Origin of the sequence: Rhizobium azibense (genome assembly GCF_004342325.1) — a bacterium.
GTDB lineage: Bacteria > Pseudomonadota > Alphaproteobacteria > Rhizobiales > Rhizobiaceae > Rhizobium > Rhizobium etli_B.
Genome location: NZ_SMBJ01000005.1, coordinates 416428 through 431567, shown reverse-complemented (window position 1 = coordinate 431567; position 15140 = coordinate 416428). Strand labels below are relative to the sequence as shown.

The following is a 15140-nucleotide window of genomic DNA, read 5'->3' as shown; positions in this document are numbered from 1 at the left end:
CCGCTCAATTCATATACTTAGTGATAGTAGGTCGCTGCAATTACTTCCGTATCGCAAGGACCGGTGGTGGCGCAAAGCGGAGGATTTGGTTTTCCAACGATGGCTGATCTCGCTCAAATCGTACCGCGCAGGTCTCAGCAATCTTTGCTTCAACAACAGGTCGGTGTCGGATTAACAAAGCCCCGTTCGTCCTTAGGATCGTCAATTTCATCATTGAAAAGGATCACAACCATGCCGAACACAATACGCTTGCATCGCGTCCTGGCAACCAGCCCGGAGAAGATCTACCGCGCGTTTCTCGAAGCGGATGCGCTCGCCAAGTGGCTTCCCCCTGACGGCTTTACCTGCACAGTGCACCACTTCGAATCGACAGTCGGCGGAAAGTTCAAAATGTCCTTCCGGAATTTCACAACAGGAAAAAGCCACGCATTTGGTGGCGAATATGTCGAGCTCGTCCCGGCAGAACGGCTGCGCTACACGGACAAATTCGACGACCCTAACCTGCCTGGCGAAATGGAAGTCACTGTGATCTTGAAGAAAGTTTCGGTCGGTACCGAGTTGGAGATAACGCAGGCAGGTGTGCCCGACGTTATTCCACCAGAGGCTTGTTACCTCGGCTGGCAGGAGTCGCTGCAAAACCTGGCACGGCTTGTCGAGCCGGAGATCAATGAGTAGCAATCAGGATCAAGCAAAGGCTATCGGAATCGGATCGCGAGATCTTCGCGGTTCGATCTGAAACTCGGCTTGAGAGAATTAGCTTGAATCGGCCATTGCCAAGGCGGAGCGATCCTCCTGGCTTTTGGCGCCGGCTGCCACCGCTACCCTCCAGTCCCGCATCCGTAGCCCACCAGGATTAACCGCAATAGACCCTGCCGCCTTTGCGGGATCTGAGATCGAAGTGAAAATGGTTCCAGTGCTCCGGATTGCTACCGGGGCCGAGCACGGTGTTGAAGTACCGGCAGCTGTCGGAACGCACAGCCCTCAGCAGCCTGCCCTCGCGGAAAGAGAAGAGGCCCTTCCTGCGCACGTCGATCTGGTGGCCGTTCTTCAGCACGAACTTGCCGACGTCGATCGCGTTGCCGCGTGCGTGTTCAGACATCGGATTGTATCTCTGGCGGCTGTTGTTCATGCGCCGGCAGGAATAACCGCCGAGCGGCTGGATCGTCTTGACACCGGACCAGTAGCGAAAACGGGCCGATGGCGCGAGCTCGTTCTTCACCCATTTGGCGAAGGCAAGTGTCACCTGGCAATTCAGCGTCACCGCAGGCCTCACGCCGATATTGCCGGAAAGCCCCTGCAGCGAGACCGGATAAGGCACCTGGCAGGACGGGCCGTCGTTGATCGCCGGCTTATCGGCGAAGATCACGCCCATGCGTTTCAACTCGCGGCGGCAGGCAAGCTCTGAGGCCGGCATCACGTTCGGGTCCGGGGCAACCGGTCGGCTCATCATCGGGTCGTTCGGCCTGAGCATCGCCACGTCCTGGCTCTCGTCCTCTTCCGGAACGCGCGACGGCTCGATCACCGAACTGCCGTCGTTCCACACGGGGGCACGGCTCATTTCCGCCTGGGCGGCGGACCGCGGCATGGCCGTCCGGTTCAATTGCGTCGGATTGTCGGTGCCGATCCCGTCGACCACAGGTTCAGCCGAGTTTCCTTCGGCGATCTGCATGTGCTGTTCCTGCGCCAGCCCGACGACGGGCTCCGCGCCAAGCTCGGCATCCATGTTGACGCCGCCGGAAGGCACGGAAAGCTGCTGGGTGCCGCCCCAGTTCTGAGGCTGCCCCTGCGCTTGCGCCAGATTCTCATCACCATGGACTGCCGGCAGCTTCCTCGACATCGGCTGGCTGCCGGGGCGCGCAGAATGTCCGGTGCCCGCAAGGTTCGGCGTGTCGAGATAATCGATCGAGCCTTCGGTGTTCGATACCGGTGCATTGGAAACAGGATAGGACGGTTGGGCGTCGGCGGGTGCCATGCGCATCGCACCTTGACCCGGCATCGGCGAGATCGAACTCACCTTCGTGCCCCGGTCGACGCTTGCCGGCGGTATCATGCCGTCGCTGATGGAACAGGTCGCAAGGCTGGTGGATATCAGCACCGGCAGCGCGACGCGCCGCAAAAGGGAGGTAGACACAATACTCTCCATCGCTCCCGCAGCCCTGCTTGCATTGAAGAATTTGGCTCGAATTTAACTAAAAACGATGAATGAAAGCTTACCCCGCAAGTGGAGCCGGGCAGGCCCGGCTCGACCGCTGATCAAGCTGCAAGTCGCGCGTTACGCTGCGACGCGCGCGAGTCGAGGCGGAACTTGGCAAGCAGCGTACGAAGCTGACTGCTCTCTTCGGCAAGCGTCTGGCTCGCCGCCGTCGTTTCCTCCACCATGGCAGCGTTCTGCTGGGTCATCTGATCCATGTGGTTGACGGAGGTGTTGATCTCGTGGAGGCCCGTAGCCTGCTCTCGCGCGGCGGTGGCAATTGTATTCACATGGTCGTTGACCTTGTTCACCAGCGTCTCGATCTCGACCAGAGCATCGCCCGTGGAGCGAACCAGCGCCACACCGGATTCAACTTCCGCCGCCGAGTTGCTGATCAGTGTCTTGATCTCCTTGGCGGCATTTGCCGAACGTTGCGCGAGTTCGCGAACCTCTTGCGCGACGACCGCAAAGCCCCGGCCGGCCTCGCCTGCGCGTGCGGCCTCGACACCTGCATTGAGCGCCAAAAGGTTGGTCTGGAAGGCGATCTCGTCAATCACCCCGATGATCTGGCCGATCCGGCTGGAGGACTCCTCAATCCGGCTCATCGCGCTAACCGCATTCCGTACGATTTCACCGGATTTCCCAGCACTCGCCTTGGTCTCGGCGACCATCTCGCGGGCTTCGGTCGCCCGTTCGGACGCGGTCCGCACCGTTGCGGTGATCTCATCGAGTGCGGCTGCCGTCTCTTCGAGCGCAGCAGCCTGCTGCTCGGTGCGCTTCGACAGATTGTTGGTGGCCTCGCTGATACCCGATGCGTTGTCGTTCACGACATTGCTCGATTCGGCGATCGCCTGGATGACGTCGTTGAGGGCGCCGACGGCAGCATTGAAGTCGGAGCGCAGCTTTGAATAGTCCTCGCCCAGATCGCCGATCGAAACCGTGAGGTCGCCCATTGCAAGCTTCTCGAGGCCGGCGCCCAGCGCCTGCATCGCGTGGTTCTGGCGCTCGGCTGCAGCACGCAGGCTCTCTTCATTGCCTCGGCGTTCGCCGTCGATCTCGCGCTGGCGCTCGTCTTCACGGGCACGCATTCTGCTGCGGTCGAGCATCGAGTCGCGCAATACCAGCAGGGCCTTTGCCATGTGGCCGATCTCGTCACGCCGGTCGCTGTCGGAGACTTCGACCGCACCGTTTTCGCCGGCGATCTCATGCATCGCCGCGCCGATGCGTGCGACAGGTGCGGTAACGCTCTTGACGATCGCATAGGCAACGGAAACGATGATTGCAGCCCCGATCGCGCAAAATATCGCCGTCCAGATCGCATTCTGCCAGTAGAGCGCTGCAAGATCGTCGGAATAGACGCCGGTGCCGACGATCCAGCCCCATGGCTCGAAGCCAGCAACGTGCGAGTATTTCAGGACGGGCTGATCAGCACCCGGTTTAGGCCAATAGTAGTCGACAAAACCCTCGCCATGGGCCTTCACGACATTGACGAACTCCATGAAAAGGAATTTGCCGGCCGGGTCCTTGTTCTGCGAAAGGTCGGTACCGTTCAGCTCCGGCTTGATCGGGTGCATCACCATGACAGGACGCATGTCGTTGATCCAGAAGTAGCCGCTGCCGCCATAGCGCATGGCGGCGACCACGTCTTTGGCAGCCTTTTGCGCCTCATCGCGCGTCAGCGTCCCTGCTTGTTCCATCTTGTAGTATTTCTGCAGGATGTTGACCGCCGTCGAGTCCATCTGCGCAAGACCCGATTTTCTCTCCATTTCCAGTTCGGAATAAGAATAGTTCAGAAAGAAAATCATCGTCGCGACAAAGATCGCCAGCGTCAGGCCGACGAGACAATAGAGACGCGTTGATATCTTGATGTTACGCATGAATTCCCCCGGCATTCCCATGCAGAATCGATTTTTCGATGATGAGGAGGATCCATTACTGGACGGTGAACTAATATTAGAGTGAGGCGACATAACGTTACGGAAGGTGTGGTCGCCCACGGTCCGTCTCGCGTTGCAACAGACTGAATTGTCTTTGATTCTCATATCGAAGCGATTTATTTCAGCACCCGCGGCGGCCCTTGCATAAACCGCTTGTCGTTTGCGTGTTCATTTCGCGTGCGCTTTGCATTACCGTGCGGGCGGAATCGAAACCTGAAACATCGCGAAGTGGGACCATGACCGAGACCGTAAGGCCGAAAGGCGAATTGACGCTCCGCACGCTTGCCATGCCCGGCGATGCCAACCCCGCAGGCGATATCTTCGGCGGATGGGTTATGGCGCAGATGGACCTGGCGAGCGGGATTCGCGCCGCCGAACGCGCCAGGGGCCGCGTGGTCACCGCAGCTGTCAAGGAAATGGCCTTCCAGTTGCCGGTGAAGATCGGCGACACGCTTTCGGTCTTTACCGATATCGACCGCGTCGGCCGCACCTCGATTACCCTTTGCGTCGAGGCCTGGGCGCACCGTTCTCGCTACAACAAGATGGAAAAGGTCACGGCCGGCACCTTCATCATGGTGGCGCTCGACGAGAACGGGGCGCCGAAGCCGGTCCCCGAGGATTGACATCTATGCAGGCGGCGGCGACACCGGAGGTCTTCGTTTATATCCGCGCCATAATGGCGATGATCATCGGTCTCAGTCTCACCCGCCTGCTCACGGGCCTCGCCGGCATCGTCCAGTCGCCAAAGAAACACCGCGTCTACCATGTCCATCTCGGCTGGGTCGCATCGATGTTCCTCTTCATCATCCATTTCTGGTGGTGGGAGTATCGCCTCGGCTCGCTGGTCGTCATCACCTTCGGCGTTTACCTCTTCCTGATCAGCTTCTGCTGCCTGTTCTATTTCCTCAGCGTCCTGCTCTTCCCGACCTCGATCGAGGAGTATGGCGACTACGAGGACTATTTCATCTCCCGGCGCATCTGGTTCTTCGGCATGCTGGCGCTGACCTATGGCGTGGACCTCGGCGATACCTGGCTGAAGGGCGAGGCTTATGTCCATGTGCTCGGCCGGGAATACCTCATCCGCAACCTCGCCTATATCGCCTCTTGCGCCGTCGCGGCTTGGACGCGCAACCGGCGCTTCCACATCGCCTTCGTCACCCTCGGCCTGCTCTATCAGATCAGCTGGATCTTTCGGCTCTACGATGTGCTTGGGTGAGGTGCGCTTGGGGCTCCGTGTCATCGCGCGGAGCGGGTGAATTCAGCTTTTATGGCGACGATTGGTCTTGTCCATCCTCTTCCTGTGCTGTGACGGCGTGCACGAGGGCGCACGCGCCGGGTTGGGGCTGGTTTTCGCACTTCTGGGCGCTGTATTTCTCACTGGCTTAGGCTGGAAAGCCATTGAACTTACGCAAGATTCCGTCAATTACTCGTTCCGGCAGGTAGCGACGCAGGGCGCGGACCTGACCGGACTGCTTGCCGGCAGTGTAGCGCAGGTTGGGCTTCTTCGCCTTCGCGGCCTTGATCACCGTGTCCGCAACGACCTGCGGAGCGTCTCCATCTTCGACCCACTTGCGCATCAGGATTTCGCTGCGCGCCCGCTCGGAAGCATATACTGGCAGCGGCTTATCGGCGCGCGTCAGATTTTCTTCGAACGAGGTGCGCGTCACTCCGGGTTCGACGAGCACAACACGGATACCAAAAGCGCGCACCTCATGATCGAGTGATTCCGAGTAGCCTTCGATGGCATGCTTAGTCGAGGCATAGAAGGCATTGAACGGAGACGGGATCAGGCCAAGGATCGAACTCATGTTGATGATCCGACCGCTTTTCTGTGCACGCATGACTGGCAATACTGCATTGACGATGCGAGCAACTCCAAACACGTTGACGTCGAACAGTCGCTGTGCCTGGGCAATGGAAGACTCTTCCGCACCACCGAGGAGGCCTACGCCGGCATTATTAACGACCAGGTCGATGCGTCCGGTCTGCGTGATGATCTCGGCAATCATTGCCTGTACCGAGGCTTCGTCCGTGACGTCGCAGACGAGCATCGTTATGCCTTGCGGACCGACCACCGGTTTGCGGCTGGTGCCGAACACGCGATATCCGGCCTTAACCAATGCTTGCGCGGTTACAAGTCCAATGCCCGAGGAAGCACCGGTCACTAACGCGACGCCGCTGTTTTGACTGCTCATGTCGTCCTCTTTCAATTGGAGTGGATCGCTGTCCGGACCGGTGTTACTATCTTTTCGATATCATGTCACTATCGAAAAGATACTAAATGGAAAATAATTCGCTTTCCCAGTGCCCTGTCGCACGCGCCCTTCAGTCGGTTGGCGATACGTGGAGCGTTCTTCTCCTCAGGGATGCCCATGCAGGACTCACTCGTTTTGGCCAGTTCAGGAAGAGCCTCGGCATCGTGCCAACCATGCTAACGAAGCGCTTAAGGCTTTGACGAGAGATGGGTTGATGGAAAAGCGCCTTTGTTGCGAACATCCGCCCCGCGATGAATATGTTCTCACGGAAGCGGGTCGCGATTTCCTGCCGGTCCTGATGATGATCGGTGCGTGGGCGCAACGTTACTGCGACCATCGGGATGTTGCTGATGAAACGGGTTTAGATATTGGAGCCGGTGGCAATCGATGCCGTCACGGCAACAAAGCTCGGGACCGTAAAGATTCGCATGGGTAGCGGCTTGTTTTAGAGAAGAACCGAGGCCTGTCAGTCGGCGAGCACAGATCGTACGGGGCCTCGGTCCGAATCCCGTGACTTCGGCCCGCAATTACCGGCGTTTTCCGGCCATTGTCGACCTGATGCAAACCTTTGTTGTCTCCAGCGCAATTCACAGAGCGCTTGCGTCGGAAACGAGATCGTCGAAGCACTCAATCTTCAACCTGGATGGGAAGCATTTGAGCCGTTGCCTAGGCTGCCGGTGGACGATACTGAATCGACTTGGCCTTTCCCAAGGCTTCAATCGTATCCTCGACGCTGAGGAGGACAGTGGTCTCGATAGAGCTGAGCGCGCCTCCTGCGCCGATAGCAAGTGCGACGGCTGCCATCGATGCGTTATCAGGCGCCTCCCAGAGATTCCAACCATCATGCTCGCCAAAGGCATACCAGAACCCATGGAGTTTTCCGCCCACGGATTCAATGTAAGTACGTGCCGCCTCTCTGCGATCCTCGGGGTTTTCAATCATGCGCGCCCACGTCTCGGGCGTGTAGCTGAAGCGCGTGAGATACATGGCCATGGCTTACCTCCTCCTCCGTCAGAACAACAGTTAACGCTCAAGCCGGGAAGAACGCGAGTCATTTCCAATCTGCGGAACAGGGTCTCCTGCGTCCTTCGGTCGCAAAAGGACAAGACTTATGGGGACCACGATTGATGCTGTGGACGGCTCCTCCGCCGGCATCGCGATGTGCCATGGTCGTGGTGTTGTCAGGAAGCACATGGGAGGAGCCACCGATAAGAGAGATTGCCAGGCTTGGACTCGACTTTGCCGAGTTGGTGTTCCAGGTGCACGCCATTTCCGCAACCAGCACGGACATCGTTCGCCCGCCAGCTTAAACGCCGCAGCTATGTTGCTCAGTCGTGCAGGGCTTAGATCTTGTCCGAGGCACATGGAGCCTGTGCGCCCCCATTCGTCAGCGGGGCGCGAGTCGGCAAAACTCGCACACGAGGTCCGGCTGATGCGCCATGGTCGCCACCAGCGCCCGCTCGGGCGTTATGACGGTACGCGTACTCGGCATGTTTGTTACTGTAACATACTTGCGCTTTCGCGATTCAGACGCACCATCCACCCTCACGTCTGGTGTTGAGGGGGATATGCCGTGAACATAACAAAACGCGATTTCACGAAGGGTCTGGTTTTGGCTGCGGGGTTTGCTGGGTTTGGCTCCGCGACGGCTCAAGCCGCCGACATCGTTGAGACGGAGGCGCGCGCCATCGCCAAGGAGGCCTATATCTACGGCTTTCCGATGGTCGACAACTACCGCATTCAGCACGCCTACTTCGTCGACGCCAAGAATCCCGAATACAAAGGCCCCTGGAACCAGCTCGTCAATATCCCGCGTGTCTATACGCCAGCCGACACAGCGGTTCAGACACCCAACTCGGATACACCCTACTCGATGATCGGTATGGACTTGCGCGCAGAACCGATGGTGCTGACGGTGCCACCCATCGAGAAGGATCGCTATTTCAGTATTCAGTTGATCGACGCGTACACTTTCAATTTCGACTACATAGGCAGCCGTGCGACTGGCAACGACGGCGGCAGCTTCCTTATCGCCGGACCCGGCTGGAAGGGCGAGACGCCCCAAGGCATCAAGAAGGTCTTCATCTCGGAAACCGAGCTTATCATCGCAGCCTACCGCACGCAGCTCTTCAATGCGGATGATCTCGACAACGTCAAGAAAATCCAGGCTGGCTACAAGGCAGAGCCGCTGTCCAAATTTCTCGGCCAGACCGCGGTGGAAACCGCGCCTGCGATCGATTTCATCAAGCCGCTGACGCCGGAAGAAGAGAAGACCTCGCCCGAGTTTTTTAACATCCTGAACTTCATCCTGCAGTACTGTCCGACCGATCCGTCCGAAACCGAGCTCATGGCGCGTTTCGCCAAAATCGGGGTCGGGCCAGGCAAGACCTTTGACGCCAGCACACTTTCACCCGAAACGAAAACCGCCCTCGATCAGGGAATGGCCGACGCCTGGGCTGATCTTGCGGCCTTGCGTAAACGCGTCGACGCGGGGGAAGTGACCTCCGGCGATATGTTTGGCACACGCGAATATCTGAAGAACAATTATCTCTACCGCATGGCAGCTGCTGTGCTCGGCATCTACGGCAATTCAAAACAGGAGGCGATGTATCCGATCTATGCCGTCGATTCCGATGGCAAGAAACTTGACGGAGCTAACAAATACACCGTCCACTTCGCAGCTGACCAATTGCCCCCGGTCAGCGCGTTTTGGTCGCTGACCATGTACAATCTGCCGGAGAGCCTGCTCGTCGCCAACCCGATCAACCGTTACTTGCTCAATTCCCCAATGCTGCCGCAGTTTGTCAAGGACCCCGATGGCGGACTGACGTTTTATGTCCAGAACGAATCCCCCGGCAAGGACAAGGAGCCGAATTGGCTGCCTGCGCCCAAGGGACCGTTCTTCATTGCAATGCGCCTCTACTGGCCGAAGCAAGCGGCACTCGAGGGCACGTGGAAGCAGCCGCCCATGACACCTGCGTCATAAACCGCAAGACCAATACGGGTCGGAGCAAGCATGGAATCTGGCACGAGGAATTTGAGGAGAGCTTGCAGCCATCGGATCTCGTTTTCGAGATCGATGCATTTCCGCTGCATGACCCCTTGCGGCTGGCGTGCAAGCGCTCGGAAGTAATCACTTTCGACGCTTTTCACGTGGACCCGACTGAACCGACCCGATTGCAGGATTAGAGCCAGGCCTCGGGCATCGTGCTTGCCCGTCCTGTTACCCATGGCTGAGAGTGTCGCCTCGCGGGCCCACTCCGGTCATCAGCCCTCTTAGGTCGCTTGAGAAGTCATTTCCTTTGCAAGTTCGCCGATCATCGAACGCAGCCACCTATGGGCCGGGTCGTGGCGGTAGCGAACGTGCCAAGCCATCTGCACTGGAAAAGTGCCAAGGTCGACGGGCGCCGGTAATACCTTCAGGCGCCGATCCCGCTCAAGGCTTCGACAGATAAGGCTCGGCAGCGTTGCGCAGTAGTCCGTAACAACAAGCATCTCTGGCACGGCAAGGAAGTGCGTGACTGAAACGGCAACCTCTCGTTTGAGGTTATGCTGCCCCAATGCCTGAAAGAGGCCGGCGCGCAGCCTACCAGGTGGGAGCACATTCACGTGCTTGAGTCTTTCATACTGTTCTCGGGAAATATGGTCCCCAACGTCGGGATGGTCCTTGCTCACCACGCAGGCCAGCCCATCGTCCATCAGATGCTGGACGACAAGGTTGTCCGGCGGATCGACGATCCGGCCAAGCACCATCGCCGTGGTACCGGAAATGACGCCCGTCTCGGCGAGATCGTTGCCAAATGCTGTCATGCGCAGCTTGATGCCCGGCGCCAGCTCTCGCGTCCTCGCGACAAGCGCCGGCATCAACACAAGCTCCACGTAGCTGTTGGGGGCAAGCGTGAACAGTCGCTGGGCGTTTGCTGGCTGAAACTCCTGCTGATTCAAAATGAGATCGTCGAGTTGTGCCAGCGCTGCTTCGATTGTCGGAGCGATCTCCTCGGCCAGTTGCGTCGGCTTTATGCCGTACCTTTCCCGGATGAACAGCGGATCCCGCAGGGTGTCGCGCAGGCGGTTCAATGAATTCGACAGCGCCGGCTGGGTGATGCCCAGTCGCGCGGCCGCCCGTGTCACGCTCCGCTCCTCCATCAGGGCCAGGAAAACCGGAAGCAGATTCAGATCGTATCTCATCGAGATATAATCTCATCGAAATATCTAAAATAAAGGAAGTAAATTTCTGCAATATGTGGGCAGGTGCCATTATGAGCTCATCGACAGGCCGATGCGGCTGGTCGTGCTGCAAACAACCAACCGCGACGCCTCACCGCCACGAAAGGATCCGACGATGAAAATCCTGGTCGTACTCACCTCCCACGACACCCTCGGCGACACCGGCAAGAAGACCGGCTTTTGGCTCGAGGAGCTGGCAGCGCCATACTACGTGTTCAAGAATGCCGGTGCTGAAATCACCCTCGCCTCTCCGAACGGCGGCCAGCCGCCCCTCGACCCGAAGAGCGACGAGCCGATGTTCCAGACCGAACTTACGCGGCGCTTCAACGCTGACGAGGCTGCCAAGGCGCAGCTCGCAGAAACCGTGCGCCTGGGCAGCGTCGACCACAAGGACTTCGATACGGTCTTCTACCCCGGAGGTCACGGCCCGTTGTGGGATCTGGCCGAAGATCCGAATTCGATCAAGCTGATCGAATCCTTCATCGCGGCCGGCAAGCCGATCGCTCTCGTTTGCCATGCACCGGGCGTCCTGCATCGCGTGACCAATCCCAACGGCACCCCGTTTGTTCAAGGCCGCTACGTCACCGGGTTCACCAACAGCGAGGAAGAGGCCGTAGGTCTTACGCAGGTCGTGCCGTTCCTCGTCGAGGACGAGCTCATCAGCCTCGGTGCGGTCTTCTCCAGGGTCAAAGACTGGGGCGTGCATACAGTCGTCGACGGCCAGCTCATTACCGGTCAGAACCCGGCATCATCGAGCGAGGCAGCAGAGGCGCTTGTGGCTGCTCTGGACCAAATGAAGACCAAGACCGCCTGAGGGGACCGGAACATCGTGATCTGCCACGCCTTGCGTCGGCAGATCACCTTCAGAAGTCGGAGTTTGTCATCTCCTCCCTGAGTTTCACGATATTGCCGTCGGACGCCCGGAATCGGACGCCAGTCGCCGCCGCGCTGAATGCTGCCTGCTCAATCACTGTCGTCGACTAATCTCCCGCCTCAGCTCAGGATGGAGACTGGCGGCGCGTCTAGGTCCTCAGATATTCAATCCGGAATATCCTCTGAGAAGCCAATGGTGGCTTTAAATACCCTTTAGCTGGGCGGGACTCGCCGCTGGCAGAAAAATCGGGTCGGAGGTGAACACCACGCCTTCAGTGGCCGTGTGAGTTCGGGCGGCGCCTGCCTCATTTTCTCGACGCCCCCATGCCATGTTCGACATTGGCATCATGAAACCTTTTGATTTTTAAGCCGTTGTCGTGCTTATGACCGACGCAAAATCTCATCCGAACTCGGTCGACGGCACCAAGCCGAATGGTGCCGAGACGTCGCGCCAGGATAAGGCATCGACTGTCGAGGTCGCGCCGCCCCCGAATGTCATCGAACCCGATACAGACTTGACGCCTGAGGATGCCGAGCAGGCGCGCAAGAGGTATTTGCTAAGGCGTTTCTGGATCAGCGCGCGCGGTTACTGGGGCCGCAGCGGCGACAGACTCGCTTGGCCGTGCTCAATCGCGCTGTTGACCCTGATCGGCATCAATGTCGGCTTCCAGTATGGAATCAATGTCTGGAATCGCGCAATCTTTGACGCCATAGAGCAACACGATGCCCGCACAGTCTATTTTCTGAGCGCCGTATTCCTGCCACTGGTGCTCGGGACCATAGCCCTTGTCGTTGCACAGGTCTCCCTTCGGATGACGATTCAGCGCCGCTGGCGTTGCTGGCTCACGACCGCAGTCATCGCGCGCTGGCTCGCAAACGGCCGCTATTATCAGTTGAATCTCATCGGCGGCGACCACAAGAATCCCGAAGCGCGGATCGCCGAAGATTTGCGGATTGCCACTGAATCCCCCGTCGATTTCATCGCGGGTGTCATTTCCGCATTTCTGTCGGCCTCGACCTTCATCGTGGTGCTTTGGACGATCGGCGGGTCCCTCACTCTGACAATCGCGGGTTCGACTTTCAGTGTTCCTGGCTTCCTTGTCATCACCGCGGTTCTCTACGCCGCCATCACGTCGAGCTCGATGGCGGTCATCGGCCGCCATTTCGTCCAGGTCTCTGAGGTCAAAAATCAGGCGGAAGCCGAATTCCGCTATACACTGACGCATGTGCGGGAAAACGGCGAGAGTATTGCATTGCTCGGCGGTGAAGAGGAGGAACGCAACGACGTCGAGAAGACGTTCGCCAAGGTGCTCAGGCAATGGGCGCTTCTTGCTCGCCAACACATGCGCACGGCGCTTGTGTCGCAGGGCTCGAGCCTGTTTGCCCCAGTCGTGCCGGTTTTGCTTTGTGCTCCGAAGTTTCTCGAAGGCAGCATGACCCTCGGACAGGTGATGCAGGCTGCCTCTGCCTTTGCCATCGTTCAAAGCGCGTTCGGATGGCTGGTCGACAACTATCCTCGACTCGCCGATTGGAATGCCTGTGCGCGCCGCATCGCTTCGCTGATGATGTCGCTAGACGGGCTCGAGCGCGCAGAACAGAGCAATGCCCTGGGACGCATCAGGCAAGGTGAGACGGAAGGCGATACGATGCTCAGCCTAAACGATCTTTCCGTGTCGCTTGACGATGGCACCGCCGTTGTCAAGGAAACCCAGGTCGTTATCGAACCAGGCGAGCGAGTGCTCGTAGCCGGAGAATCCGGTTCAGGCAAGAGCACGCTCGTACGTGCCATCGCAGGTCTTTGGCCGTGGGGTGAGGGAAGCGTCAACTTCCACGCCGACAGACGACTATTCATGTTGCCGCAGCGGCCTTATATTCCTTCCGGCACGCTTCGCCGTGCAGTCGCCTATCCTCGCGCCGCAGATAGCTGGACGCCGGATAAGATCAAGGCAGCGCTCGACAAGGTGGGGCTCGATTACCTGAACGACAAGATCGAGGACGACGCGCCATGGGACCAGACTTTGTCGGGCGGCGAAAAGCAGCGACTCGCGTTTGCGCGTCTCCTGCTACACACTCCCGATATCATCGTCCTGGATGAGGCAACCTCAGCACTCGATGAGAAGAGCCAGGACAAGATGATGGAGATGTTGATCCATGAGTTGCCGAAGGTAACCATCATAAGCGTAGCGCATCGGGCTGAGCTGGAGGCCTTCCATAGCCGCAAGATCACATTGGAGCGGCGCGAGGGCGGTGCAAAGCTTGTCAGTGATATCGATCTTGTCCAGCGCAAGAGAAAGCGGAATTTGCTTCTGCGCCTTTTGGAGGACCGGCGCTTTCCAGCAAGCGGGCGCACTGCCTCGACTGACGCGGCGCTGTCCCAGAAAAAAAACTGAAGTCCGCCTGGCCGGGGTTCCCGGAAGGACCTGGAGCATCAAACCCAGCAGGAGCAAAGAGCTCCTGACAACCTGACGCTCGAGCTTCATTAAACTTTCAAGAACTGCGAACCGTTGTCGAAGCTTAGTCCCGGGAAAATCTTTCCCGTCAGATCGCGCGCCGTCACGTCGAACTGCCGGTAGAGCATCGCGGCGGCAATCTCGCGCACGTCGGCCGTCGGCATCAGGTCCCGGTCGTCGAGCAGTTGGCCGTCGCCAATGCCGGGCCATTGACCGAGAATACGTCCGCCATTGATCGCCCCGCCCGCCAGCACCGCGCAGCCGCCGGTGCCGTGGTCGGTGCCGCCGGAGCCGTTCTGACGCACGGTGCGGCCGAATTCCGTCATCGCCAGCACCACGGTCTTCGACCAGACTTCCGGACCGATCACAGCCTTCAGTGTATTGATCGCCCGAGCCAGATCCTGCACTGGCCGATTAAACTGTCCATTCTGCGCCACATGCGTATCCCAGCCGGTAATCGAGAAGCTCGCGATGCGATAGTCGCCCTTCAGCATATTGGCGGCGAGCATCGCAACGTCGGCGATCTTGCCGCCGCGCTTGCCCTCCGACTCGGTGATCATCGCCGCATTGTTTGCGCGCGTCGCCTCTTCCATCGCCTCGGCAAAGGCCGGATCGCCGGCATAAAGCCGCATCAGAAACTGCATCTCGTCCTTCGCCGTTCCAAGATCGGAATCCGGGGCCCAGACGTCGACATTGTTCGGACCTGAAAGGATCAGCTCCGTCGAGGTATTCACGTCGATCGCCTTGCGGACATCCGAACGCGGGATCACCGAAAGCGCCCGGTTCAGCCAGCCGGTCTTCTGCTCGGCCGCATGTTCGCCGCCCGTCTCCAGCATGTCCTGGCCGTCGAAATGGCTGCGCTGGTCGCGATAGGGCGTCGAAACCGCATGCACGAAGGCAAGCTCCCTGCTCTTCCAGAGCGGCATCAGATCGGCCGCCGCCGGATTGAGCCCGAAATGCCCGTCGAGGTCGAGGAGCCCCCTATCCGGCGTCAGCGCCAACTTCGGCCTTAGCGCCGCAAAGCCTGCCTCGCCGTAAGGCTGCACCAGGTCGAGGCCGTCCATCGCCCCGCGCAGCACGATGGTCACGAAGCGGTTGTCGCCGGGTGTGGCGGCGAAGGTGACCGGCGTGAAGATCGGAGCGGCGGCAAGGCAACAGGCCGAAGCGAGAAAGGCGCGGCGGGAAAGCGTAGTCTCGATCATGTCCA

At 59.1% G+C, this 15140-nt stretch carries 12 protein-coding genes and 1 pseudogene; 7 read left to right on the top strand and 6 right to left on the bottom strand.

What is annotated here, in order from left to right:
* The first annotated feature begins 231 nt into the window (after positions 1-231).
* The gene (locus EV130_RS15305) at positions 232-675 is read left to right on the top strand and encodes an SRPBCC family protein (RefSeq protein ID WP_074061492.1); all 444 of its coding nucleotides are present in this window, start codon (positions 232-234) and stop codon (positions 673-675) included.
* A gap of 178 nt (positions 676-853) precedes the next feature.
* Here the strand turns inward: EV130_RS15305 and EV130_RS15300 are convergent, their stop codons facing one another.
* Together EV130_RS15300 and EV130_RS15295 are read right to left on the bottom strand one after the other, a co-directional pair.
* The gene (locus EV130_RS15300) at positions 854-2143 is read right to left on the bottom strand and encodes an extensin-like domain-containing protein (RefSeq protein ID WP_132660726.1); all 1290 of its coding nucleotides are present in this window, start codon (positions 2141-2143) and stop codon (positions 854-856) included.
* A gap of 110 nt (positions 2144-2253) precedes the next feature.
* The gene (locus EV130_RS15295) at positions 2254-4068 is read right to left on the bottom strand and encodes a methyl-accepting chemotaxis protein (protein WP_074063194.1); all 1815 of its coding nucleotides are present in this window, start codon (positions 4066-4068) and stop codon (positions 2254-2256) included.
* 296 nt (positions 4069-4364) lie between these two features.
* Here EV130_RS15295 and EV130_RS15290 point away from each other — a divergent pair, with 296 nt between their 5' ends.
* Both EV130_RS15290 and EV130_RS15285 read left to right on the top strand, forming a co-directional pair.
* Positions 4365-4751, top strand: a complete 387-nt coding sequence (locus EV130_RS15290) for an acyl-CoA thioesterase (RefSeq protein WP_074061494.1) — start codon at positions 4365-4367, stop codon at positions 4749-4751.
* 5 nt (positions 4752-4756) lie between these two features.
* A complete protein-coding gene (locus EV130_RS15285) occupies positions 4757-5344 on the top strand; it encodes a hypothetical protein (RefSeq protein WP_074061495.1) in 588 nt (195 codons plus the stop codon).
* Between the two features lie 166 nt (positions 5345-5510).
* Here EV130_RS15285 and EV130_RS15280 read toward each other — a convergent pair whose 3' ends face one another.
* Complete coding sequence (locus EV130_RS15280; protein ID WP_074061496.1) at positions 5511-6323, bottom strand: oxidoreductase; 813 nt, start codon at positions 6321-6323, stop codon at positions 5511-5513.
* An 86-nt stretch (positions 6324-6409) separates the two neighbouring features.
* Here EV130_RS15280 and EV130_RS15275 point away from each other — a divergent pair.
* Positions 6410-6832 (top strand): annotated as a pseudogene (locus EV130_RS15275) (winged helix-turn-helix transcriptional regulator).
* A 217-nt stretch (positions 6833-7049) separates the two neighbouring features.
* Here EV130_RS15275 and EV130_RS15270 read toward each other — a convergent pair.
* Positions 7050-7376, bottom strand: a complete 327-nt coding sequence (locus EV130_RS15270; protein ID WP_074061497.1) for a GYD domain-containing protein — start codon at positions 7374-7376, stop codon at positions 7050-7052.
* A 580-nt stretch (positions 7377-7956) separates the two neighbouring features.
* On the opposite strand from EV130_RS15270, the gene EV130_RS15265 reads away from it, so the two are divergent.
* Positions 7957-9369 (top strand): DUF1254 domain-containing protein, encoded by a 1413-nt coding sequence (locus EV130_RS15265; RefSeq protein WP_132660724.1) that lies wholly within the window; start codon positions 7957-7959, stop codon positions 9367-9369.
* Positions 9370-9659: 290 nt separating this feature from the next.
* Here EV130_RS15265 and EV130_RS15255 read toward each other — a convergent pair whose 3' ends face one another.
* Positions 9660-10571 (bottom strand): LysR family transcriptional regulator, encoded by a 912-nt coding sequence (locus EV130_RS15255; RefSeq protein WP_074061500.1) that lies wholly within the window; start codon positions 10569-10571, stop codon positions 9660-9662.
* 154 nt (positions 10572-10725) lie between these two features.
* On the opposite strand from EV130_RS15255, the gene EV130_RS15250 reads away from it, so the two are divergent.
* Together EV130_RS15250 and EV130_RS15245 are read left to right on the top strand one after the other, a co-directional pair.
* Positions 10726-11424 (top strand): type 1 glutamine amidotransferase domain-containing protein, encoded by a 699-nt coding sequence (locus EV130_RS15250; RefSeq protein WP_074063195.1) that lies wholly within the window; start codon positions 10726-10728, stop codon positions 11422-11424.
* A 442-nt stretch (positions 11425-11866) separates the two neighbouring features.
* Positions 11867-13873, top strand: coding sequence for an ABC transporter ATP-binding protein/permease (locus tag EV130_RS15245; RefSeq protein ID WP_074061501.1), 2007 nt, complete (start codon positions 11867-11869; stop codon positions 13871-13873).
* Positions 13874-13962: 89 nt separating this feature from the next.
* On the opposite strand, the gene EV130_RS15240 is transcribed toward EV130_RS15245, so the two are convergent.
* A complete protein-coding gene (locus tag EV130_RS15240; RefSeq protein ID WP_132660722.1) occupies positions 13963-15135 on the bottom strand; it encodes a DUF1501 domain-containing protein in 1173 nt (390 codons plus the stop codon).
* Between the last annotated feature and the right edge of the window lie 5 nt (positions 15136-15140).

Bases quoted from the DNA above. Each gene is read 5' to 3' on its own strand.
- EV130_RS15305 (WP_074061492.1), top strand. From the start codon at position 232: ATGCCGAACACAATACGCTTGCATCGCGTCCTGGCAACCAGCCCGGAG.
- EV130_RS15300 (WP_132660726.1), bottom strand. From the start codon at position 2,143: ATGGAGAGTATTGTGTCTACCTCCCTTTTGCGGCGCGTCGCGCTGCCG.
- EV130_RS15295 (WP_074063194.1), bottom strand. From the start codon at position 4,068: ATGCGTAACATCAAGATATCAACGCGTCTCTATTGTCTCGTCGGCCTG.
- EV130_RS15290 (WP_074061494.1), top strand. From the start codon at position 4,365: ATGACCGAGACCGTAAGGCCGAAAGGCGAATTGACGCTCCGCACGCTT.
- EV130_RS15285 (WP_074061495.1), top strand. From the start codon at position 4,757: ATGCAGGCGGCGGCGACACCGGAGGTCTTCGTTTATATCCGCGCCATA.
- EV130_RS15280 (WP_074061496.1), bottom strand. From the start codon at position 6,323: ATGAGCAGTCAAAACAGCGGCGTCGCGTTAGTGACCGGTGCTTCCTCG.
- EV130_RS15270 (WP_074061497.1), bottom strand. From the start codon at position 7,376: ATGGCCATGTATCTCACGCGCTTCAGCTACACGCCCGAGACGTGGGCG.
- EV130_RS15255 (WP_074061500.1), bottom strand. From the start codon at position 10,571: ATGAGATACGATCTGAATCTGCTTCCGGTTTTCCTGGCCCTGATGGAG.
- EV130_RS15250 (WP_074063195.1), top strand. From the start codon at position 10,726: ATGAAAATCCTGGTCGTACTCACCTCCCACGACACCCTCGGCGACACC.
- EV130_RS15245 (WP_074061501.1), top strand. From the start codon at position 11,867: ATGACCGACGCAAAATCTCATCCGAACTCGGTCGACGGCACCAAGCCG.
- EV130_RS15240 (WP_132660722.1), bottom strand. From the start codon at position 15,135: ATGATCGAGACTACGCTTTCCCGCCGCGCCTTTCTCGCTTCGGCCTGT.